The organism is Ruegeria sp. C12, assembly GCF_056537745.1.
This window is the reverse complement of sequence record NZ_JBQFSA010000001.1, coordinates 1-20222: the sequence shown is the minus strand read 5'-3', so window position 1 is coordinate 20222 and position 20222 is coordinate 1. Positions and strand designations below refer to the sequence as shown.

Genomic DNA, 20222 nt, shown 5'->3' with positions numbered 1-20222 from the left:
GAAACATGTCGAAACCCCTTCTCATTCTAGATCAACACTTTCGCCAGTTGGAAGAATTATTCCGACCGTCTGCCTACACGGCCCTGGGCGAGCTTTGCGACATTCATGGTGGCGTAAACTGGGCGATGCCGCGGGCGGATTTTCTCGCACGGCTGCCGGACGCAGAGTTTGTCGCCGCCGCCAGGCCGGAGTTGAACCGGCAGGACCTGGATGCTGCCAAAAACCTACGCGCGGTGATCGAGGTTTCGGGCACCTTTCAAACCGGTCTCGACTATGATGCGTGTTTCGAGCGCGGTATCGAAGTGTTGTCTTGCGCGCCGGGATTTCGACGCTCGGTCGCGGAAATGGCGCTTGGTCTGATGATCGCAGGCGGTCGCGGCATCGTTGATGAGCACGAACGCTTCCGCGCCGGATCCGAAAGGTGGTTCAACGACAATATCGGCACGGATTTCTCGCTTTACGGTCAACGCATTGGGTTTGTCGGGTTCGGGTCCATCGCGCAGGAATGCGTACGCCTTCTTGCGCCATTTTCCCCAAAGATCGAAGCCTATGATCCGTGGCTGAAAGCAAGCGGAACAACGTTTGACGGTGTCGAATTCTGCGACTTGGAGCAAGTGACCACCAACAACCGCCTTGTCGTCATCGCGGCAACGCCCACCGACGAGAATTATCAGCTTGTATCCCGAACCCTTATCGAAAAGATGAAACCCGGGACGCTGGTTGTTGTGATCAGCCGGTCTCATCTCGTCGATTTCGACGCCCTTGTTGAGGCCGCCAGCGCTGGCCGCATTCGCGTCGCCAGCGACGTGTTCCCACAAGAACCGGTGTCCAAGCGCGCCGCGTTGCGACAGGTCGACAATGTCATCTGGTCGCCGCACCGTGCAGCTGCCGTGGAAGGTGGCCGCCACCCGATTGGAGACATGATCCTGCATGACGTCAAAGCGATTTTGTCAGGGGCCCCTGAACGGCGGCTGCAAGCTGCGTCTTTGGATACCGTAAGAAACATCATCCGTGCGCCATTGGCGGCCGGGTAAGGGAGGAAGAGATGGCTGGAGTTGAACTCAGGAACCTGTCCAAGGCTTATGGTAATGTCGAAGTGCTTCACGACATCAACCTGTCGATTGCAGACGGGGAATTCATCGTCTTTGTCGGCCCTTCCGGATGCGGAAAATCTACGCTGCTCAGGATGATTGCAGGCCTTGAAGAAGTGACCGGAGGCGATCTGATGATTGGCGGCAAACGCGCCAACGATCTGTCGCCGCGCCAACGCGACATTGCCATGGTGTTCCAGTCCTATGCGCTTTACCCGCAAATGACAGTGGCCGAGAATATGGGGTTCTCGCTCAATCTTGAGCGCCGTTCGAAAGATGAAATCCAAAACAAGGTGCAAGAGGCAGCCGATGCGCTGAAACTTGGCCCATTCCTTGACCGTAAACCGGGCCAGCTATCCGGTGGTCAGAGGCAGCGCGTGGCCATCGGTCGCGCCATTGTCCGCAACCCGCAGGTTTTTCTGCTGGACGAACCGCTTTCGAATCTTGACGCGGCGCTTCGTTCGGAAACCCGGGTGGAAATCAGTGAACTGCATCAGCGTATGGCAACAACGATGATCTACGTCACCCATGATCAGGTCGAGGCGATGACCATGGCGGATCGCATCGTGGTCCTGAACGGCGGCTATATCGAACAGGTCGGCAGCCCAATGGACCTGTACAACCACCCCGCCACCGAGTTTGTCGCGGGGTTCATCGGTTCGCCCAAGATGAACTTCGTCAAGGGGCGTTATGCTCAAGCCGTAGGTGCTTCAACCTTGGGCATTCGGCCCGAGCATTTTGCCGTCGGTCAGGCTGACGACGCATGGGAAGGCAAAGTGACTCTGGTGGAACGGCTGGGCCACGACACAATTCTATATGTGCGGGTTCCGGATGCAGGTGTTCTGACCGTAAGCCTTGATGGTCAGCAGAACCAAGATGTAGGAGACACCATCCACTTGCGACCCCAACCGGGATTCATCCATAAATTCAATGACCAAGGGCGGCCGATCGCCGCCTGAATCAAGTTGGAAGAAGATATGAGTTCAAAGCGTCCAACCGTCAAAGATGTGGCTCGCGAGGCTGGTGTCTCGATCGCAACCGTCAGTCGAGCCATGTCGCGCCCGGACGATGTGAAAGCCGCAACGCGCGAGCACGTGTTCGAGATCATGAAACGGCTGGGCTATCGGGCCAATCAGGCGGCAGGCGACCTGCGGCGTGGGCGCAGTAAAACCCTGCTCGTTCTGGTCTCTGAGATCACGAATGCCTTTTTCGCCGAATTCTTCAAGGGCATCGAAGAAGAAGCGCGCGCGCATGGTTACGTCCTTCTCATAGGCGACACCTCGGAAGACGCCGAAAGCGAGCGTGCGTTCTCGGACATGCTGTTGATGAACAAGGCTGGCGGGCTGATCCTGAACACAAACGGCTTTCTCGAGGATTTGTTGCCCAGCGACGCCAACGGCGTTTATTCAGGCCCGCCGGTCGTTTCTTGCGGCGGGCACAAAGAAATTGATCTGCCGACAGTGCGAACGGATGACGTCTTAGGCGGGCGTCTGGCCGCCGGGCACCTCATAGAACTTGGGCACCGCGATATCGCTCAGGTGTGTGGACCGCTACACACCAATGGGTTCGAGCGCCGCTATCACGGCTTTAACCAGACGTTGAAAAACGCGGGCATCCCACTGCAAAAAGACCGTGAATTGATGGGTCAGCTCTCGGTCGATTATGGTCTGGAGGCAGCCGAGCAATTGCTGGCATCGGGCAATCTGCCGACTGCGGTATTCGTTCACAACGATGAAACAGCCACCGGATTGCTGCACGGGCTGGTGCGCGCCGGAGTGCGGGTGCCGGAAGATATTTCTGTCATCGGCTATGATGACATGCCCTATGCCGCCATTTTCAACCCGGGCCTGTCCAGCATACGCCTGCCACGCCGCGACTGGGGACGTCTGGCTTGCCGAAAGCTCGTGTCGATCCTGAACGAAGAAGAAGGGGTCGACCAACCGATCATTATCGCCCCCGAACTAATCCCACGTGCAAGCACCGCCGCGCCACGAAACAACCGCTAATCGGAGCCTTTCATCATGATCCGCGCCGTCGTATGGGGCGAAAACGTCCACGAACAGACCAATCAGGTAGTCGCCTCGATTTACCCCCGTGGTATGCATGACTGTATCGCCGGCGCGCTCAACCAAGACCCGGAAATCGAAGCGACAACCGCAACTCTGCAGGAACCGGAACATGGTTTGCCCCAAAGCCGACTGGACGGAACGGACGTGCTGCTTTGGTGGGGGCACGCCGCACATGGCGGCGTCTCGGACCAGGTTGTAGATCGCATTTCAGATGCCGTTTGGGGAGGGATGGGATTGATCCTGTTACACTCGGCGCATTTTTCCAAAATCTTCAAAAAACTCATGGGCACGCCATGCTCAATAACCTGGCGCGAAGCTGGTGAGCGCGAACGCCTTTGGGTGACAGCCCCCGGACACCCGATCACGTCAGGGCTGCCGAACTATTTCGAACTCGAGCATGAAGAAATGTACGGCGAGCCTTTCAGCGTTCCGGACCCGCTTGAAACGGTTTTTGTCAGTTGGTTTCAGGGCGGCGAGGTCTTCCGGTCAGGCCTGACCTACCGCCGCGGGGCCGGTAACATCTTCTATTTCCGGCCAGGGCACGAAACCTATCCCACGTATCATGACGAGACTGTTCGACTGGTTCTCCGCAACGCGGTGAAATGGGCAAAACCATCCACAACACGCATCACCGATGTCCAAGCGGCGCCCAATCGAACGGTTGAAAACGCAATTGAACCTATCGAAGAACGCGGTCCAAAACTGCACTCGGACGGGGAAGATGGGTTTCGCTAAATGCGTCTTGTCGAGAACTTGACTAAAGCCAAGGTTGATCGCCTTTGCCCAACTACTCCGGATATCACTGTTGATGGCAACCGTACCCGCAAATGCTGAGGATGTGTGGCCGAATAGATCCTTGAGCCAAAGCCTGAACCTCTTTGGTTTGGCGAAAACAAGCCAGAAACACCGTTTCGGCCATTCTGGAACGGACTTCGTAACAGACTCTATCGGGTAACAGGTCAATGTCCGGTAGCGCTTTCATTGCTGCCGAGTCAGAAAAACCTCGGCGACGATCAGGTGCTTTTTCTTGGTCTCCGAATCCATCCGTATTGCCGTTTTACACATCATCGACCAGCGCGGATTTTGTGCAAGCCTGTCCAGATGTTTGAAAATGAAACGCCAATACAGGCCGTCCCAAACCTCTGCCCAAGGGCCTTTGCCCCAATGGCTCATCTTCCGGATATAGTTTGAACCCGAAAAATAGGGTTTGGTGGTCATCAGCCCACCATCGGCGTGCTGGCTCATGGCATAGGTGTTTGGAACCATGACCCAGTCATAGCTGTCCACGAACATCTCCATGAACCAGCGATAAACTTCATCAGGGTCGATCTCGCACAGGAACATAAAACCACCCAGAACCATCAGCCGTTCGATGTGATGACAATAGCCAGTCTGCAGAATGCGCCCGATTGTGTCGTCAATCGGGTCGATGCCGGTGGTGCCATTGTAGAAAGAGGCGGGCATCTTGCGGCTGTGGCCCCAATGATTGGTGGTCCGCATCTCGACGCCAAGATGTTCATAGGTGGCGCGCATGAACTCTCGCCAGCCAATGATCTGTCGGATAAACCCCTCGACCGAATTGAGGGGGATATCCCGTGTCTGCGCGTGTTCAAGCGTCGCGTCCAGCACTTGTTTGGGCGTCAGCAGCCCGATGTTCAGCGCGGGTGTCAGAACAGCGTGCCAAAGCCAGCCTTCCCCTTCAACGATGGCATCTTCAAAATCGCCGAACTGACGAAACCGGCGTTCGAGGAATTGTTGCAACCAATCCGCTGCGGCCCCATGCGATGTCGGATAGTAAAGCCTGTCCAGCGACCCAGGCGCGTCCGGAAACTCAGAGATCACGCTATCCTTTGCAGCCTGGTCAACGGCGCCATGCGTGGGCCAATCAATCCACGGCAAACTGCCAAGCAGCGCTTTTGGAACCTTTTTGCGATTATCCCCGTCAAAGCTCCACCGGCCCCCCATTGGTTGATCGCCGTCCATCAAGACATCCAGACGACGACGCTGACTTTTGTAGAACTCGGCCATGAACCAACGTTTTCGGCCTGTGATCCACGCCGCGTTATCTGCACCTGTGTTCAGAAAGCCGGGCGATGGACGTATCTCCAGAGCGATACCCACAATCTCTGCGGCCTTTTCGACTCGATTTCGCGCAATGAAATCCACCAGATCCGCCATCACGACGCGATCAATCCCTGTCCTTGCCAGCCGCTGAAACAGACGTGTGCAAGCATCTGTCCGCATTTCATAAGGGTAAATTTCGGCATTCAAACCTTTGGCGATCAAATCCTGCTGGTAACGCGCCATGCTGGCCCGATGGAGCCAGAGCTTTTGCTTATGCATCCGCGCGGGATATCTCGCGTCGCCAAAGAACAATGGATCCTCGAACAGAACCACCAGCTCCGGGGGCTCTGCAAAACCCGGATGATCGGTAAATAGCTGGTTGGGCAGAAGGATTGTGGCAATGGGCATGGTCGTTCCGGCACGTTCTGTTTAGAAGCGAAATATGACGCGCCGTACCTTTGGCAAATAATTGTTCTTCTTTTGCCCCGGTCGCCGCCGTTTGCGCGCGCCGGAACGATTCATCGCAACAAGTTCAGATTTGCCAGAATGGTTGGGATTTTCTTTTTCAAAGTGAAAAAGCCGGATTTTGCGTGGGGCCAGGCGACACTATCGTACTTGCGCCTCACCCGGTGCAGCGAAACACCAGCCTCGGCCAATTTGGGTTCGGCTCTGTCCAGATGCGTCCTACGGGACCGATGGGTGGATAGGCAGTAGCGACGGTTCACACCCCGATCTGTTGGGCGGCTGCAAGGATCGGTACACTCCAGTCATCGACGGGCTGAGGCCGCATGTCAAAGCTTGCCAGCATGCTGTTCAATGCAGCCCCAGCAAATCCGAGCGTCGCCTTACCCATTGGCTGAGGAGACCTGCCAACATCCCCAATACACCTGCCGGTTCGTGCGACATAAGATGTGCGCCGCATAAACGCACGACCTCGTCAACGCGTGTGTAGAGCTGGTCCAAATTAGTTTCGCAGAGCCACGTTTAAAACTGCAAAACGACGGCCAGTGCAGATCCTTCCTTTCAACCACTCGCCCAACTACCTCTCGGAAAAGGACGTCAAAATGAATATGTTTGCCAAGACACCCTGTTTCTCCTCGGCTTTGCTGACCGGCGCTGCGCTGGCCGATCCGTACATGGAAATGAGTATTCCCCTAGAATGGGCACAAACTGCGGCCACAGTCGCATCTCAAAGCTGCGCAGGTATGGGATTTGCCACCACGGTTACGGTCGCAAACCAACGCGCGTAGCCCCGCGTCCAACTGATACGCGAAGGCGCGTTTCCCCACACCGTTCACACCAACAGCCGCAAAGCAAACACGGCCGCATCACGCCGCGAAGCGTCCTCGGTGATTGAGGCCCAAAATGAGCATGAACCTACGTTAGGTGCTGTCTTCAATTAAATCGGCCTGGTTACCCTCTCAGAGGACATCCCGATCGTTTACGAAGGCGCCGTCATCGGTTGCATCGGAATTGTCGGTTCTCTTGATGAGGATGCAGATGGCAAGGAATTCGAAGACATCTGCGCCGAAGCAGGTATTGCGGCTATCAGTAAATATCTGAAGTCATAGTCCAGGCCAATTTGAACTGAGGGGCGTCCCTTGTTGCCCCTTCTCCCTACAACTTCTACAAGGTCTACTTTTGAATTAACCAGAGACTTTAGCGTAGTGTGGGAACAGAGCCGAGACGCCAGCTACATTTGACGATACGCTTTTCTCATAGATCAATCGTCACTTCACAAGCCAAGCCGCCTAAACGTTTCGATGCTCCGAGTTCTAGCTTCGCACCATATGCAGCCAACAAATCCACGGAAATAGACAGGCCCAACCCTGTCCCCCTTATAGAAGTGTCCAACCGACTGCCGGAACGCAAGACCTCATCTCGGGCACTTTCCGGAATACCGGGCCCGTCATCTTCCACGCAAAGTTCGATACCGCTGTCCGTGCGTTTCGCGGTGATTTGGAATGTTGCCCGGCTCCACTTAAGGGCGTTGTCGAGAAGGTTTCCGATCACTTCCTCGATGTCCTGAGGGTCCATTCGGACGCGAAGACCAGCCTCGCAATCCGAGACAAGCGTCTTCCCCTCGCGCTCTGCCATGACCGAGAACAGCCGGGACAGCCGTTCGACCGAATTCGATAGGTCTGTCCTGGAATGCGTCAGCTCTCCGGTGTTTGATGCACGCATGCGCGCGAGTGAACGGCTAAGCTGCGCGTCTATTCGGGTCAGGGCCTCTTCCGCGGGCTCGGTATGTGCTCCGGCGTCTGCCAGTTCGGCCAATTCGTTTCGCAAGATGGCCGTCGGTGTTTTGAGCGCATGCGCCAGATCCGCCGCCTGCCTTCGCGAACCGGCGACAATTTCGCGATTTCGATGCAGCAATTTATTGAGATCTTCCACCAAGGGGGAAACCTCGTCCGGGTAGTCTTTGGGAACCAGATCATCGCCCTGATCCCAGCGATGGGCCACATCGGCGCGCAATTTCCTGAGCGGGCCGACAATGGCGGACATCAGCAAAAGAGAACTGGCCACGCCGATCAAACCGACCAAGCCGAAGACCGGTAGCAAGTTTCTTTGTGCGGCGCTGCGTTCGTTGATCAGTTCGCTTCTGCTTTCGGCGACTGTTACGCCCCATTCCGTCCCGTCTTCGAACGTAATCTTCTGGTAGACGCTGCGAATGGCCTCACCATCCGGGCCCATGGTGTTCCAAACGGTTGTTTCGCCACTTGCGCTTGGAGGTTCGGCAATCGTTTCATCGAAGAGCGAGGCAGACGTATAGATGGCCCCGGCACTGTCCGTTACTTGCCAATAGCGTCCCGAGTAAGGCGTGCCATAGGCCGGGTCGAACACCAATTGTCGCAAGGTTTCAGGGTCATCCGTGGTGGCGCTGAGACCAACGACAAGTTGGGTATGCCGGTCCTGCAACGCTCCGTCGAACTGATCCAGAACGCGCGTATTGATGTAGGAAAACACCACCAACGTACCAACGCCTACCGACAAAGCTCCCGAGGCGATACCACCGAGTAAGGCCCGTTGACGCAACGAGAGCATCAGGTTGGATCGATCATGTAGCCCCGCCCCCTGACGGTAGTGATCAAATCGGAGCCCAGTTTTTTGCGCAGGCGTGTAACGAATACGGCAATCGTGTTGGAATCTCTGTCGCCGTCATATTCGTAGATATGTTCGGACAACTCAGTGCGTGACACCATACGACCAATGTTATGCGCCAGATAGGTCAGAACTGCGATCTCCTGCGCGGTCAAATCGACAGGAATGCCTCCTACACTGACCCGACCGTTTCGTGTATCCAGTGAGACATCCCCCATTTCTATCACGGGGTTCAACTGGCCGCTTTGGCGTCGCAAGATGGCACGAACCCGCGCGGCCAGCTCGGGCATGTGAAACGGCTTGGTCATATAGTCATCCGCGCCGGCATCCAGGCCGTCGACACGTTCGCTCCAGCCGTCTCGGGCAGTCAGGATCAAAACCGGGGTTTTGACACCCGCGCTGCGCCATTCACGCAGAACCGAGATACCGTCACGCTCGGGCAGGCCAATGTCGAGGATGATCATGTCGTACGGTTCGGTCGACCCCAGATGCAGGGCATCCGTCCCATTATTTGCCACATCGACCACGCGGCCTTCCGCACCCAACAGCTTTTTCACTTGCTCGCAAAGCTGGGGTTCGTCTTCAGCAAGGAGTATTCGCATATCGAGAGACTATAGGTAAAGGGTCGTCAGCTTCACGCTATTTTTTACCGCCGCCTTTTCCACCACCATTGCCGCCGCCATTACCGTTGCCATTTCCACCGCCGTTGCCGCCTCCGTTTCCGCCGCCATTGCCGCCTCCGTTACCGTTCCCACCGCCATTGCCGCCACCGTTACCATTGCCACCGCCGTTACCGTTGCCACCACCGTTGCTGTTGCCGCCGGCATTGCTGCGACCTGCGCTGTTTCCACGGGTGGCAGAAGCGCTCTGACCATTATTGCTTTTGGATTTGGTTGAATTGCGTGCGGCCTCGGAAATCTCGCGCCCGATACTTGAACGGTTCGAGACGACTGTGCCGGTTTGGGCATTTACGATCACACTGACGATCTTTCCGCCCGGCTTTTTGACCAGAATACGATAGTAAATCTTGTCCGTTTTGAATGCGCGCGCGTCGACTGGGGTTCCACCGAAGGCTTTTTCCACGCCCTTGATGACACGGTTCAGCCGTATTGCGTTGCCGGACAACGTCGCCATGCGCAGTTCAGACTGTTTGAGTTCACGCGCGTCCGCATCCGCTTGCCCTCCGGACAAGACGGTCAGCAAAGCCACAACCAGAAATAACACTTTGGCTTGCATTACACCCTCAAACACAGTCGACGAAGACTATAAGGCCGGACGTGAACCGATGATGAACAAGCAGTTAGCCCTGCGTTCAAGCGACCTCAAGTTTAATGCAGCCCAACTTTGTTGATTCGACCAGGGATCATGCTGCCCGGATACAGCGGCTAAGCTGTGAATGCTGACAGCCGTTGCTGTGAGTTGTGAGGAGATTGAGATGAAAACCACCAATTGCGGACTGCTGAAAGCCTCGACAATCGCAATCGCCTTGTTGGGCTCAACAGCCATTGTCGCCACTGTCGCAACTCCCGATTTTGCCTATGCCAAGCCAGGCAACGGTAATGGCGGCGGCAATGGCAATGGCGGCGGCAACGGTAATGGTGGTGGCAACGGCAACGGCGCTAAGGGCGACAGCGGGGATCGCAGCTCTGCTGGCAATAGCGGTCGCGGGAAAGGGGCCGACAAAAGCCGTGGCGGCAGCAAGGCCGGGAAATCCGGACAGAGTAAAACAAAGTCTCAGTCTGCTCGGTCCGGTCAGAAGAAAGGCGGAGGGTTCTCTCTGAAGGACTTGTTCAAAGGAAAAAGCAAAGCCCGCAAAACAGAATCCACTCGCAAGGGCGCCACGACAACACGTGGAGCGCAAAAGGCCAAGGCGCAAAAAACGGTTCGCGAGACTGTAATTGTGGAAGAGTCGAAACGCCCTGTTTCCCGAACCAAAGGCAACCGTCTTGCAGCGCTTCTTGGCGCTCATCCCTCGGAACTGGGCGCGCTTAACGCGGCCAATGCAAGCCCAACTGCACTGGCCAATGCCGCACCCAATTCACGGGTTGGCAGAATAGCCAAGTACCGAGACACGGTGCTGGCAGGTGAGCCATTGCGTGAGGAACTGGAAGAACAGTTGGAGGTTCTTGCAGGACTGGAACAACCAGACCGGTCAGTTCAAGAAATCGAGGATGATTTGGAAGCCGCGCTGGGCGACGTTCAAGCCAACCGCGACAAGGTTGAAGAGCTTGAGCAGGCTTTGGAAGACGCGGGTGGTACAGATCCTGACATCGAAGCACAGCTGGCAGAAGCCCAGGCCGCTTTGGACGACTCGATCGAGGAAGCCCAGGACCTAAATGACGAAAGACAGGCCGCCATTGACTACAACGAAGCTGTCGAAGAGGCGGAAGAACTGGCAGAGCTTGTTGAAGAGCAGGACCTGGCTGAACGTGAAGCCTTGGAAGCAGCCGCCAACAAACCGGTCACCGACGCGGTTGAAGCGCAGGTTAAATCGCTTCTTGGGCTATGAACTGAAGCTGATTGCCCATTGTTGACCTCCACTCTTGGACGTACCGAAAGCCGGGACGGTCAAGGGCCTTTCGACGCTTCAAGCGTTGGCTTTCGGCAATCGCGGCGCGCACAAAGAAAATCCCGCCCCAAGATGGGACGGGATTTAGGTACAATTCCGATATTTAGGACGAAATCGAGAATTGTTCGGGGGTCAGCTGACTCGCCTTCAGACGTTTTGGTGAGCCTCGGATAGCCGCTTGTTTTTAATAATCTCTGTCAGTGCATTTTCGACAGGAGGGAAGCGACCATTGCTCGAATTCATCGTGGTTTGCAGACGCTCTTCAACAGATTTGCCGGCGGTTCGCATCGCAGCAGCTCTGCTGTCGTCTTCAGTCACAAAGGCAGGCTTGACCATCTTATTCCCCTTGTTTCCACCAAACGAACTAGGTGTCGTTCGATCCAACTCGATCACTATGCCCAAGCTTGGTTGAACGCATTGAGAATACATTGTTCACCTTCGGTTAATGTTGTTTACGAGACAAAAACAAATGAATTGTCTGGCCGCGCGACCCAGCTATTGCCCCTTCCGGTTTGACGATTTGGAAGGTCGTTAGGTGAGAATGTCGTGCGAAACAAACCAACGCGGCATAGCTCAAGTCGCCATCGACAAGCCATTCTCCGCCTATGGGTTGGATAAATCCGAACGGAGATCATAACTGGGATATGACGCAAAAGGAGGCAAAAGTGATGAAAACGGCATTGGGATTCGCGGCGACGTTATTCATCGCTCAGACCGCGCCTGTTTCGAGCGCGAACTTCGACGCTCATTCTCACAATCTTAAACATATTATCGATATTAACACGGAACTGCAGCCCGTTCTCGTAAAATCCAAAGCAAAGCATTGCCCACCGGGATTGGCCAAGAAAGCGGTTCCATGCGTGCCCCCGGGGCAAGTCAAACGATATCGGGTTGGGGATTACATCTATGATGGGTATGTGCGTATCGACAATCCCAGCCGATATGGGCTGCGGCGAAACGGCTATTATGTGCGTGCCGGAGACTATGTGTATCAGGTGAACCGAGAGACGCACAAGGTGTTGAACCTGATAGGTGCCATAGCTGATATTCTTAACTAACTGCCTGCTTCACTGACTAAGTATGCACGGTTGGCCGTCGTTCGGACGCAAACCGAAAACGGAGCAATGGGCTTGAACGGGATATTGGCCCAGCTTTGAGAGTTCTTTGGGGTTCAGGTGATCCGGGGCCCCGCGCTCGGCCAAAATAGTGATCAGATCAACGCACCATTCATCGATCTCTACATCATCGCGGTCTGAAAGACGCTTAACCCATTTTCAATGGCCGGTTCACCAAAGCCCACTCCAAACGGAATTGCAAAGATGGTTATTGGAGCCAACCGCAGCGCTCTGCACAAGACTCCCCGCCATGTCAGGACGAACCTACGGTTTTCACAAAATATATTATATGTAGGGCGCAGCATTTCTCACAATGGTAAAGGTTGGGTTCAAAGCGCAAAGCCGGTCAACCCTAATAGTGGTTAGAAAGCGTCACGAACTACAGTACACACACTATCGTTCGACCGATTACAGGCAGGCTGGCATTGGATTCACTGAACACGGCAAACTGGACGAACGACAATCAGGTCCTAAGCGATAAATTTGGAACGACCGCTGATTTAGACATTTTGGCTCAAAAACTCGGGCTGCCCAATGCGCTTCACTCTTCGTCAAACGAGACAATTCGTGCGTTCAGGTCAAACCTGAGAAGTGCGATTTTGTACCCCGCACAATTTAAAGATCTGAACATTGATACACATTTGCAGAGGCTTGAAGCCTTGCCAAGCCGGTCTTTATAAAGCCTGCGCCGCTGGCCTTTGATTCGGCTGATCGCAATCTCCGCGCTGTCGATATTGAGCGATGAGCGCGAACTGACACGTGTGAAAAAGTGTCCCGGCTCCGATTGCCGCTGGCTGTTTCTTGACGAAACCAAAAACGCCCGGCGCAAGTGGTGCATCATGGAAACCTGAGGAAACAGAGCCAAAGCCTCCCGCAACTACGCTGCCGGAAGCAAACAAAACAAAGAGCTTAGCTCAAATGCCTGCGCGGCGAGCGATGGAGAGAAATAGGCTTAACTGATGTCTGCAGAGCAGACACTTGCACAACATGACGGTGCTGCGGTGAAGCAATTGAACCAGTAATAACGCTGGTTTTCTGACGTTATGTTAGATAAATAAGCCCACATTAACGAGAAGCGTTGCTATGAAAATCGGTGAGATCGTCGAAAAATCAGGTTTGACGGAGCGAATGCTGCGCCATTACGAGAGTCTTGGGATCATTGCACCAACAAAGTCGGCAAGGGGTACGCGACTATACAGCGATTCCGACTTGTCGGTTGCGCGCTTGATTCATCGGTTGCGATTGCTGGATATCGGTTTGGACAGCCTCTCGGAAATAGCGCAAGAGCGCCTGAAACATCAGACCGGTGATGAGTCGGCATCATCTGTTGCGGGGTTGTTGGATAACCTTGCCGAGTTGCTTTCTGAGAAAGCGCAACAGGCTTTGGAACTCAGGTCTGAAATTGTCGAAGCATCCAAGACAGTCAGTAAGTGCCAAGGTTGCAAGAACGTTCCGGCTCCGGAGACTTGCCCGGATTGCCCGATGAATGATGTTGTCCATCACAATTCAGTGGCCGCGATGGTCTGGAAGTAGTCAGTAACGATACACCTGACCGATAATACGCCACCTGCATTCAAATTTTGTATTTTCGTGCAAGCCGCAAGACGCGAGGCGTGGTTCTGGAAACTCGATGCCACCCCTGGAGGCCGCTTGGACCGCAGACCATGACGCCATTTCGGTCTCAAGACCCTCTGGTGTAAGCCACTTTGTGAGGTGGAACTGTGGGATCTCAATGCGCAGTCCCGGGAACCTGAAACCTTTATATCCGCTGACAACCCACTTTCGTTCCGTCTCCCAAAATGGGGAAATCACTTCAAAGACGGGCGCATAGGCCTGAGTTACCTGATTTGGCAACTCTGCCACTCCCCATGAAAAGACAGCGAAAATCCCGCCGGGCCGCAAGACCCTTCTTACCTCATGAGTATGTTTTTGAAGATCAAAGTAGTGAGCCGCTTGCATAGAAAATAGAAGATCTACGCTGCTTGCCGAGTACGGTAACGCCTCTGCACGGCACTTTTGCACGGGGACGTATTGCAACGACTTGCATGGCGGCGCGGAATCGGTCGCGATGACCCGGCTAAACACTGGCTGCAAGTATGCGGAAAACTCGGCTCGACCGGCTCCACATTCCACACATAAGTCTCGTTTGAAGGGCAAAGCAGCAAGCCACCGCAAGAAATCTGCGGGGCCTGGCTGCGTTGTGTGATCCATATCCTAGTTGATCATTGCGAGGAACTTTTGATGTTCGCCCTCATGCATCGTATGACTCTGATCAGGCTTAGGAAACTGCCCGTTCGTTGCGGCAGCGAAGTAGGCTCCGTAGGCACGTTGCATCTCGCCCCATACATCGCCGAAAACCTCTCGCTTTGGCGGGATAGGAAAGACCGAGCACCCGATGATATCGCTCGATACATGGAAAATCCCGTGCGCGTGAGGGCCAGATCCAAGGCTGGCCACGGCCACAGGTAGGTTTTCATAGCACCACTTCGTAAGCTCAACAGATGTATGCTCGAAGAGCGCCGCGAAAATACCAGCATCAATCGAAGCCTTCACCAATTCGACAATCTGGGCGGCTTCTTCGGCCGTTCGTCCTGCGGGAGAATGACCAGAGTTCATGACAGCACGTTCACCTTGAACACCAAAATGACCAACAACAGGTATCCCAGCATCTACGATTGCTCGGATGTGATCTACAGTTCCAAGAGAGGGTTCGATGTGGACCCCGTCAGCACCAAGTTTCACGACTTTTGCTGCGTTGCGCACTGACTCTTCAATCGAGATACAGGCCGTTGTGTTCGGCATGTTGCAAATGATGAACGGGGACGACGCGCCTCTGAGAACACCTTCCAGCATGTAGAGTTGTTCTTCGAAGTCGACCGTTGCCATGGACGGATGGCCCATAAGTCCCATGGGTCCTGGACTGCCGCAGCACAGAAGGTCCATTCCGAGCTCTTCTGCCATGACTGCACTTGGCGTGTCATGGCACTCCATGCCGACGATACGCTCGCCTTTTTGTACTTTTTCGGCGAGGTGCTTCAGTCGTGTCTTTCTGCGCATTGTCTTAGTTCCTCCCACTGCGTCTTAATTTTTGGCGAGAGTATTATCTGACATTAATGTTAGATTTGCAATCCTAATGGGAATATTAGGCCTATGACGCGAAACCTGAACTTCATAATCCAATCATGGCCGTATGGATTGCGCTCTCGCGTCTCCAATTCGAAGAGCGCACGGCGACACTAACCCCGACTGGCTCATGAGGCAGAGCGCAACGAAGCTCAGCTTCTATAATCTGCTGGCCGCACCACTATTGTCGAATAGCATTGCCTCGCCCCCATCCGCGTTCGCTACGTGGCAGATCAGCAGGAACAGGCGCCTTTGGCGTCTGATCTGCAAATCAGCCCTGATTTTCCCAAAAGGAAGTCAGATCAATAATGTCGGCCTGGAAGCTGGATAAAGGGAGTGAGGCGAAAATGACAAGGTTCTGTCGCTGGTGGCAGAACTATGTGTCGCCAGACAAAGCTGTGGAACGTCACTGTTTTCTGACTCAACCGACTTCCAAAACCTCAACAAATGGATAAACTGCGTCATCCAATTCTGACCCAAACGTCAAGCAATTCTGACCCAACATAGACAACGGCCATTCACTAGCGCTGCGGCTAAGGTCCGCGTTGAGCCAATAGGAGATCTCTCAGATTTTCGCTGCGAGCGCGCGCAGCACGAAAATCGCCGCAGGTGCTCGGTTTAGGACGCCGCGTGGTGGAAGAGATCGCTGCCATTCGTTCATGGCGCAGCGAAAATCTCGACGGCAATTCTCACATGCGTGACAAAGCCGCCTGTCGTCAGGAAGGCACCAATGGCTGCTGTCAGTCTCAATGAACAAAGCAGAGCGTGTCGAAGTCTTTTCTCCATGAGGCCACCTCCTGACCCGTATCGTCGCCGTTAAGGCCACGCTTTATCAGCCCGGCAAGCTGACTTGCATCGGTCGTCGTCATGCCCCAACGGACCAGTTCTGGCGTGCCAATGCGCAACCCGTTCATATCGCCGTCAACCGCAGCCACAGGCAGTCCGATGCCGCAGGCAAGGAATCCATTCGGGCGCAGCTTCTTCGACGCCGCCTGACCGCCACCAAAGGGTTCGGCCAATACGGCGAACTGGTGGGAGTTCGTAAATCCATCGGCCCCTACGAAGACCGAAACCCCCTCAGAGTCCAATGCCGCAGCCAAGGCTTGTGACATTGCGATCATCTCTTTGGCATAGGCTTCCCCGAAGTCGCGCCAATCCAGCATGGTCACCGCCAGAGCAGCCGTCTTCGCAGCATCGAAGTTGGCAGTCATCCCGGGAAACGCGATGGCATCCAGCGCCTTTGCTATCTCGGCATCGTTGGTGACGATCAGTCCGCCAGCCGGCCCCCCAAGGCTTTTGTAAGTGCTCATCGTCATGAAATGGGCCCCTTCCTTCAGCGGGTTCGACCATGCCCGCCCGGCGATGATCCCGCATTGATGGGCCGCGTCGAACATAACCTTGGCATCGACCTCGTCCGCAATTGTACGGATGTCGGCCACTGGGTGTTCAAACAGGTTCAGACTGCCGCCGATTGTGATCAGCTTGGGTCGTTCGGCCCGGGCCAATACTCGAAGCTGATCCAGATCGACCGTGTAGCCATCTGCGTTTACCGGAGCCTCGACCGTTCGCAGGCCGTAAAGCCCAGCACAGCCCGCGATATGGTGCGTCACATGCCCGCCAATCGACGCAGGCGGCGCAATAATCGTGTCACCCGGTTTGCACGTCGCCATGAATCCGTAAAGGTTCGCGATCGCGCCAGAGGGCACGCGGACTTCAGAAAATCTGGCGTCGAACACCTCGGCGGACAGCTGGGCGGCGATGACCTCGATCTCTTCGATCGCTTCCAATCCCATTTCATACTTGTCACCGGGATAGCCCAAGGACGGGCGCGAACCGATACCTGACGACAAGAGCGCCTCTGCCCTGGGGTTCATGACATTGGTTGCCGGGTTCAGGTTGAAGCATTCCTCCTCGTGGATCACACGGTTCCGTTCTGCGAGGTCCTGAACCCGGGCAAGAAGATCGGCCGAGGTATTGGACGCAGTCTGGTTGGCAATATCCTGAACCAGAGTTTCGCTCGTTCCGGGAACCCAGTTTCGCTGTGCAAGTATCATCCACCATCCTCCTGTTTGCGCCAATCTGGCGCCCAAAGCGTGACAGCGCAAAGCAGATTTGCTATTTCTTGGCGTAGAAAAACTAAGGTTAAAAATGAGTGTCGCCCCCAAACGTCCGAAAGGACCACCACTGAACGCCATGCGGGCTTTTGAAGCCGCTGCGCGGCACGTCAGTTTTGTCGCGGCTGCGGATGAGCTTTGCGTCACGCCCGGTGCGATCTCTCAGCATATCAAGACTCTTGAAGATTGGGCAGGCACGTCACTCTTTCGCCGAAACGCTCAAGGAGTTGTGCTAACGAAGGCCGGAGCATCGCTGGTCTCGAGGTTCACATCAGCCTTTGACGCTTTGGCGGATGCAACGCGCGCCTTGCGAAACCTTGGACCGGACGTGGATTTTCACATCGCAGCCCTTCCCTCTGTCGCTCAGCTTTGGTTGCCGAAAAGACTGAGTAAGATCAGAGCACACTTCCCCATGATCAACTTCTCGGTCACGGCCATGGAAGCCCCACCGAGCCTGTCGAGAGAACTGTTCGATCTGGCGATCTTCTTCGATGTGCCGGATGGATCCCCCGATCAGGTCGCGATTTGTGCCGATGAGATTGTTCCCGTGTGCGCACCAGCGATTCTGGAACGGGGCGCAGAGTTCGAGACAGCGGTGCTTCTGCACGACCAGACATGGGCAGATGACTGGGCCGTTTGGTCAAAGGCAACAGCCACGCCCACAAGCGATCCGACGCGCGGTCCGAGGTTTTCCCTTTATAGCCTTGCGGTAGAAGAGGCCAAAGCCGGTGCCGGCGTCTTGATCGGGCATCTTTGCCTGATTGAAGACGCCCTGGCGAACGGAGCGCTGAAACCTGCCAGCGAACGCACCTGCAATACCGGGCGTCATCTGTGCGCTCAACTACCTGATGTTGGCAAGCGGAGGCCCGAAACCGATCAAGTCGTTTCGCTGCTCTGCTAGAATTTTCAAAAACCCGCCATTCGAACGTTGTGTGGCATTCGGGAATAAGGGATCAGACCGGCCCAATGCCGCCACGGCATTTCCCAACGAACAAGCAACCGGACAACGGCCGTTCTAAACGCCAGTTAGAGTCAGGTGTCAGCGCGATGCTGATGTCTGGGCTTGGAGGGAGGATTGGAGGACATCATATGCCAAGAGGCCAACTTCCCGCAGTCACCCCGAAACGCAGAGCCTGGAACAGGGCCCGGACCGTCGGCCAGAAAATGTCGCTGCTGCCGAAACAGGTCTGGGCGAGCCACTTGCGGCTCGCACCGGCGCGTAATCTGCGCGACTTTGCGCTGTCCAACGTGGCCATCGACAGCAAGCTTCGCGGATGCGATTTGGTGAAACTGTGCGTCAGCGATTTGGTCAGAGATGACGGCGTTCGCGAGAGTGTGTCTGTGACCCAGAGCAAACCCGGCGACCCGTTCAGTTTGAACTCTCGGTAAACACTAGGGATACCATTGACGCATGGGTCAAATCGCCGGGCATGATTGATTACCGTTTCGATTTCCCAGCCGGTTTCACGACCGCCGCCATTTCTCAATCCGCCAATATGACTGACTTTCGCGGGATATGTGCGCATGACCAAAGCTCAACGACCGCCAAAGCCAAAACCCATGCCGCACACCCCGGAGCCGGACCGCTACGAGCGGATGGTGTATCGGCGATGTGGGCGGTCCGGTATTAAACTCCCTGTTGTCAGCTTGGGGCTGTGGCACAATTTCGGTGCAGACTCACCGCACGAAAACAAGCGCGCCATGTGTCGTACAGCGTTCGACCATGGGATCACTCACTTTGATCTGGCGAACAACTACGGTCCACTTCCCGGTTCAGCCGAAGAGGCATTTGGCGAGATCCTCAAAACGGATTTCGCAAGTTACAGGGATGAGCTGATCATTTCCTCCAAAGCAGGCTACGACATGTGGCCGGGACCCTACGAGGAATGGCGGTCACGCAAGTATGTAATCGCGTCCTGTGACCAATCACTCGCACGCATGGGGCTTGATTACGTCGACATCTTTTTTCCCACCGCTTCGACCCTGACACCCCGCTCGAAGAGACGATGGGCGCGTTGGATCGTATCGTACGGTCTGGTCGTGCGCTCTACGCCGGTATCTCGAGCTACAACTCCCAACGCACGCGCGAGGCGGTGAAGATTCTCAACGATCTTGGGACACCTTGTCTGATTCACCAGCCTTCTTACAATCTGCTCAACCGTTGGGTGGAGCGGGACGGTTTGCTCGATACCCTTGACGATCTTGGGGTAGGATCGATTGCCTTCACGCCCCTGGCACAAGGCATTCTTACGTCGAAATACCTGCGCGATATTCCGGATGGCAGCCGTGCCACACAAGGAAAGTCGCTGCTCGATGGCATGATCAACGAGCGATCTCTGGCAAGTGTCCGTGCTCTGAACGACATGGCCGAAGCTCGTGGTCAGACTCTGGCGCAAATGGCTCTGGCCTGGGTGCTCAGAGGTGGGCGCGTGACCACCGCACTTATCGGCGCGTCCCGGCCGGAACAGATCGTCGACTGCGCAGGCGTTGTTGATAATCTCGACTTCAGTTCTGACGAGTTGAAAAAGATCGATGAAATCAGTTCGGAAGAAGATATCAATTTATGGGCAAGGTCGTCAGAAACAGAATGACCAATCTTAAACTTGCTAAAACCCGAGAACACTTGGAACTTGAGGTCATTGGCGGCTGCAGCTTCTGCAGCTCGGCTAAATAACTATCAAGACCAACCGGCCCAGTCCGGACGTTGTCCGCAACTCGAAGTTCTGCGGCGCAGAGATCTTCAAGATAATTTTTGATCCAATTGCATGTTCTTTCTGCTCACACAGGCGCGACGGGCTGTTAACGGACTGCGGACACTTCTCTTTTCCGTTGTGCATCCCGGACCAGCGCCGCCGATCGGTAAAACCCGTGTGCCATTTTTGTGTAGGGCGTCAGCAGGAAGAAGGTCAGGACCGATCCGAGGTGGATGGCCAGCAGTGCGGGCATCAGAGGCGTTGATCCGAGGGCATAGAGAA

The 20222-nt window shown here is 55.2% G+C and carries 20 protein-coding genes and 1 pseudogene; 12 read left to right on the top strand and 9 right to left on the bottom strand.

Annotated features, from left to right (window positions below):
* Nucleotides 1–5: 5 nt before the first annotated feature.
* From ACR0C9_RS00105 to ACR0C9_RS00090, 4 genes are read left to right on the top strand one after another with little or no spacing between them, the layout of a single operon-like run.
* Nucleotides 6–1034, top strand: a complete 1029-nt coding sequence (locus tag ACR0C9_RS00105; protein ID WP_170456572.1) for an NAD(P)-dependent oxidoreductase — start codon at nt 6–8, stop codon at nt 1032–1034.
* Nucleotides 1035–1045: 11 nt separating this feature from the next.
* Nucleotides 1046–2050, top strand: coding sequence for an ATP-binding cassette domain-containing protein (locus ACR0C9_RS00100; RefSeq protein WP_170622693.1), 1005 nt, complete (start codon nt 1046–1048; stop codon nt 2048–2050).
* An 18-nt stretch (nt 2051–2068) separates the two neighbouring features.
* Entirely contained in the window at nt 2069–3097 is a 1029-nt protein-coding gene (locus ACR0C9_RS00095; protein ID WP_480780102.1) for a LacI family DNA-binding transcriptional regulator, read from the top strand.
* A gap of 15 nt (nt 3098–3112) precedes the next feature.
* The gene (locus ACR0C9_RS00090) at nt 3113–3895 is read left to right on the top strand and encodes a ThuA domain-containing protein (RefSeq protein WP_480626434.1); all 783 of its coding nucleotides are present in this window, start codon (nt 3113–3115) and stop codon (nt 3893–3895) included.
* A gap of 243 nt (nt 3896–4138) precedes the next feature.
* Here ACR0C9_RS00090 and ACR0C9_RS00085 read toward each other — a convergent pair whose 3' ends face one another.
* Both ACR0C9_RS00085 and ACR0C9_RS00080 read right to left on the bottom strand, forming a co-directional pair.
* A complete protein-coding gene (locus tag ACR0C9_RS00085) occupies nt 4139–5632 on the bottom strand; it encodes a cryptochrome/photolyase family protein (protein ID WP_480780101.1) in 1494 nt (497 codons plus the stop codon).
* A gap of 313 nt (nt 5633–5945) precedes the next feature.
* Nucleotides 5946–6077 (bottom strand): hypothetical protein, encoded by a 132-nt coding sequence (locus ACR0C9_RS00080; protein WP_480707663.1) that lies wholly within the window; start codon nt 6075–6077, stop codon nt 5946–5948.
* A 211-nt stretch (nt 6078–6288) separates the two neighbouring features.
* Here ACR0C9_RS00080 and ACR0C9_RS00075 point away from each other — a divergent pair, with 211 nt between their 5' ends.
* Nucleotides 6289–6474 (top strand): hypothetical protein, encoded by a 186-nt coding sequence (locus ACR0C9_RS00075; protein ID WP_170456580.1) that lies wholly within the window; start codon nt 6289–6291, stop codon nt 6472–6474.
* A 466-nt stretch (nt 6475–6940) separates the two neighbouring features.
* Here ACR0C9_RS00075 and ACR0C9_RS00070 read toward each other — a convergent pair whose 3' ends face one another.
* From ACR0C9_RS00070 to ACR0C9_RS00060, 3 genes are read right to left on the bottom strand one after another with little or no spacing between them, the layout of a single operon-like run.
* Complete coding sequence (locus tag ACR0C9_RS00070) at nt 6941–8218, bottom strand: sensor histidine kinase (protein ID WP_170622691.1); 1278 nt, start codon at nt 8216–8218, stop codon at nt 6941–6943.
* Between the two features lie 50 nt (nt 8219–8268).
* On the bottom strand, nt 8269–8928 hold the full coding sequence (locus tag ACR0C9_RS00065; protein ID WP_170736664.1) for a response regulator transcription factor: 660 nt from the start codon (nt 8926–8928) through the stop codon (nt 8269–8271).
* A gap of 37 nt (nt 8929–8965) precedes the next feature.
* Entirely contained in the window at nt 8966–9529 is a 564-nt protein-coding gene (locus tag ACR0C9_RS00060; protein ID WP_480780100.1) for a PepSY domain-containing protein, read from the bottom strand.
* Between the two features lie 232 nt (nt 9530–9761).
* Between ACR0C9_RS00060 and ACR0C9_RS00055 the strand changes: the two genes are divergently transcribed.
* Entirely contained in the window at nt 9762–10835 is a 1074-nt protein-coding gene (locus ACR0C9_RS00055) for a hypothetical protein (RefSeq protein WP_480780099.1), read from the top strand.
* A gap of 207 nt (nt 10836–11042) precedes the next feature.
* On the opposite strand, the gene ACR0C9_RS00050 is transcribed toward ACR0C9_RS00055, so the two are convergent.
* Nucleotides 11043–11231 (bottom strand): hypothetical protein, encoded by a 189-nt coding sequence (locus ACR0C9_RS00050; RefSeq protein ID WP_170456588.1) that lies wholly within the window; start codon nt 11229–11231, stop codon nt 11043–11045.
* A gap of 332 nt (nt 11232–11563) precedes the next feature.
* Between ACR0C9_RS00050 and ACR0C9_RS00045 the strand changes: the two genes are divergently transcribed.
* The 3 genes from ACR0C9_RS00045 to ACR0C9_RS00035 all read left to right on the top strand — a co-directional run bounded on the left by ACR0C9_RS00045 (nt 11564) and on the right by ACR0C9_RS00035 (nt 13543).
* Nucleotides 11564–11953 (top strand): hypothetical protein, encoded by a 390-nt coding sequence (locus tag ACR0C9_RS00045; protein ID WP_480780098.1) that lies wholly within the window; start codon nt 11564–11566, stop codon nt 11951–11953.
* A gap of 755 nt (nt 11954–12708) precedes the next feature.
* Nucleotides 12709–12861: a CGNR zinc finger domain-containing protein gene (locus tag ACR0C9_RS00040; RefSeq protein ID WP_170456590.1), complete on the top strand. Its 153-nt coding sequence runs from the start codon at nt 12709–12711 to the stop codon at nt 12859–12861.
* Between the two features lie 232 nt (nt 12862–13093).
* Nucleotides 13094–13543, top strand: a complete 450-nt coding sequence (locus ACR0C9_RS00035; RefSeq protein ID WP_480780097.1) for a MerR family transcriptional regulator — start codon at nt 13094–13096, stop codon at nt 13541–13543.
* Here ACR0C9_RS00035 and ACR0C9_RS00030 read toward each other — a convergent pair whose 3' ends face one another.
* The 3 genes from ACR0C9_RS00030 to ACR0C9_RS00020 all read right to left on the bottom strand — a co-directional run bounded on the left by ACR0C9_RS00030 (nt 13544) and on the right by ACR0C9_RS00020 (nt 17187).
* Nucleotides 13544–14221 carry a class I SAM-dependent methyltransferase gene (locus ACR0C9_RS00030; protein WP_480780096.1) on the bottom strand — a complete coding sequence of 226 codons (678 nt, stop codon included), beginning with the start codon at nt 14219–14221 and terminating at the stop codon, nt 13544–13546.
* 3 nt (nt 14222–14224) lie between these two features.
* On the bottom strand, nt 14225–15067 hold the full coding sequence (locus ACR0C9_RS00025) for a 3-methyl-2-oxobutanoate hydroxymethyltransferase (protein ID WP_170456597.1): 843 nt from the start codon (nt 15065–15067) through the stop codon (nt 14225–14227).
* 812 nt (nt 15068–15879) lie between these two features.
* Entirely contained in the window at nt 15880–17187 is a 1308-nt protein-coding gene (locus tag ACR0C9_RS00020) for an aminotransferase class I/II-fold pyridoxal phosphate-dependent enzyme (RefSeq protein ID WP_170456599.1), read from the bottom strand.
* A 94-nt stretch (nt 17188–17281) separates the two neighbouring features.
* Between ACR0C9_RS00020 and ACR0C9_RS00015 the strand changes: the two genes are divergently transcribed.
* The 3 genes and pseudogenes from ACR0C9_RS00015 (at nt 17282) to mgrA (ending at nt 19838) form a co-directional block, all read left to right on the top strand.
* Nucleotides 17282–18148 (top strand): LysR family transcriptional regulator, encoded by an 867-nt coding sequence (locus ACR0C9_RS00015; RefSeq protein WP_170622687.1) that lies wholly within the window; start codon nt 17282–17284, stop codon nt 18146–18148.
* Nucleotides 18149–18411: 263 nt separating this feature from the next.
* Entirely contained in the window at nt 18412–18636 is a 225-nt protein-coding gene (locus ACR0C9_RS00010; protein WP_480780095.1) for a site-specific integrase, read from the top strand.
* A 171-nt stretch (nt 18637–18807) separates the two neighbouring features.
* Nucleotides 18808–19838 (top strand): annotated as a pseudogene (gene mgrA, locus ACR0C9_RS00005) (L-glyceraldehyde 3-phosphate reductase).
* Nucleotides 19839–20222: the final 384 nt, after the last annotated feature.

What these genes read in the sequence shown, in the direction of transcription:
- ACR0C9_RS00055 (WP_480780099.1), top strand. Translation starts at nt 9,762, where the DNA reads ATGAAAACCACCAATTGCGGACTGCTGAAAGCCTCGACAATCGCAATC.
- ACR0C9_RS00015 (WP_170622687.1), top strand. Translation starts at nt 17,282, where the DNA reads ATGAGTGTCGCCCCCAAACGTCCGAAAGGACCACCACTGAACGCCATG.
- ACR0C9_RS00025 (WP_170456597.1), bottom strand. Translation starts at nt 15,067, where the DNA reads ATGCGCAGAAAGACACGACTGAAGCACCTCGCCGAAAAAGTACAAAAA.
- ACR0C9_RS00095 (WP_480780102.1), top strand. Translation starts at nt 2,069, where the DNA reads ATGAGTTCAAAGCGTCCAACCGTCAAAGATGTGGCTCGCGAGGCTGGT.
- ACR0C9_RS00100 (WP_170622693.1), top strand. Translation starts at nt 1,046, where the DNA reads ATGGCTGGAGTTGAACTCAGGAACCTGTCCAAGGCTTATGGTAATGTC.
- ACR0C9_RS00035 (WP_480780097.1), top strand. Translation starts at nt 13,094, where the DNA reads ATGAAAATCGGTGAGATCGTCGAAAAATCAGGTTTGACGGAGCGAATG.
- ACR0C9_RS00050 (WP_170456588.1), bottom strand. Translation starts at nt 11,231, where the DNA reads ATGGTCAAGCCTGCCTTTGTGACTGAAGACGACAGCAGAGCTGCTGCG.
- ACR0C9_RS00010 (WP_480780095.1), top strand. Translation starts at nt 18,412, where the DNA reads ATGTCGCTGCTGCCGAAACAGGTCTGGGCGAGCCACTTGCGGCTCGCA.
- ACR0C9_RS00030 (WP_480780096.1), bottom strand. Translation starts at nt 14,221, where the DNA reads ATGGATCACACAACGCAGCCAGGCCCCGCAGATTTCTTGCGGTGGCTT.
- ACR0C9_RS00080 (WP_480707663.1), bottom strand. Translation starts at nt 6,077, where the DNA reads ATGGGTAAGGCGACGCTCGGATTTGCTGGGGCTGCATTGAACAGCATG.
- ACR0C9_RS00045 (WP_480780098.1), top strand. Translation starts at nt 11,564, where the DNA reads ATGAAAACGGCATTGGGATTCGCGGCGACGTTATTCATCGCTCAGACC.
- ACR0C9_RS00020 (WP_170456599.1), bottom strand. Translation starts at nt 17,187, where the DNA reads ATGATACTTGCACAGCGAAACTGGGTTCCCGGAACGAGCGAAACTCTG.
- ACR0C9_RS00065 (WP_170736664.1), bottom strand. Translation starts at nt 8,928, where the DNA reads ATGCGAATACTCCTTGCTGAAGACGAACCCCAGCTTTGCGAGCAAGTG.
- ACR0C9_RS00075 (WP_170456580.1), top strand. Translation starts at nt 6,289, where the DNA reads ATGAATATGTTTGCCAAGACACCCTGTTTCTCCTCGGCTTTGCTGACC.
- ACR0C9_RS00105 (WP_170456572.1), top strand. Translation starts at nt 6, where the DNA reads ATGTCGAAACCCCTTCTCATTCTAGATCAACACTTTCGCCAGTTGGAA.
- ACR0C9_RS00090 (WP_480626434.1), top strand. Translation starts at nt 3,113, where the DNA reads ATGATCCGCGCCGTCGTATGGGGCGAAAACGTCCACGAACAGACCAAT.
- ACR0C9_RS00085 (WP_480780101.1), bottom strand. Translation starts at nt 5,632, where the DNA reads ATGCCCATTGCCACAATCCTTCTGCCCAACCAGCTATTTACCGATCAT.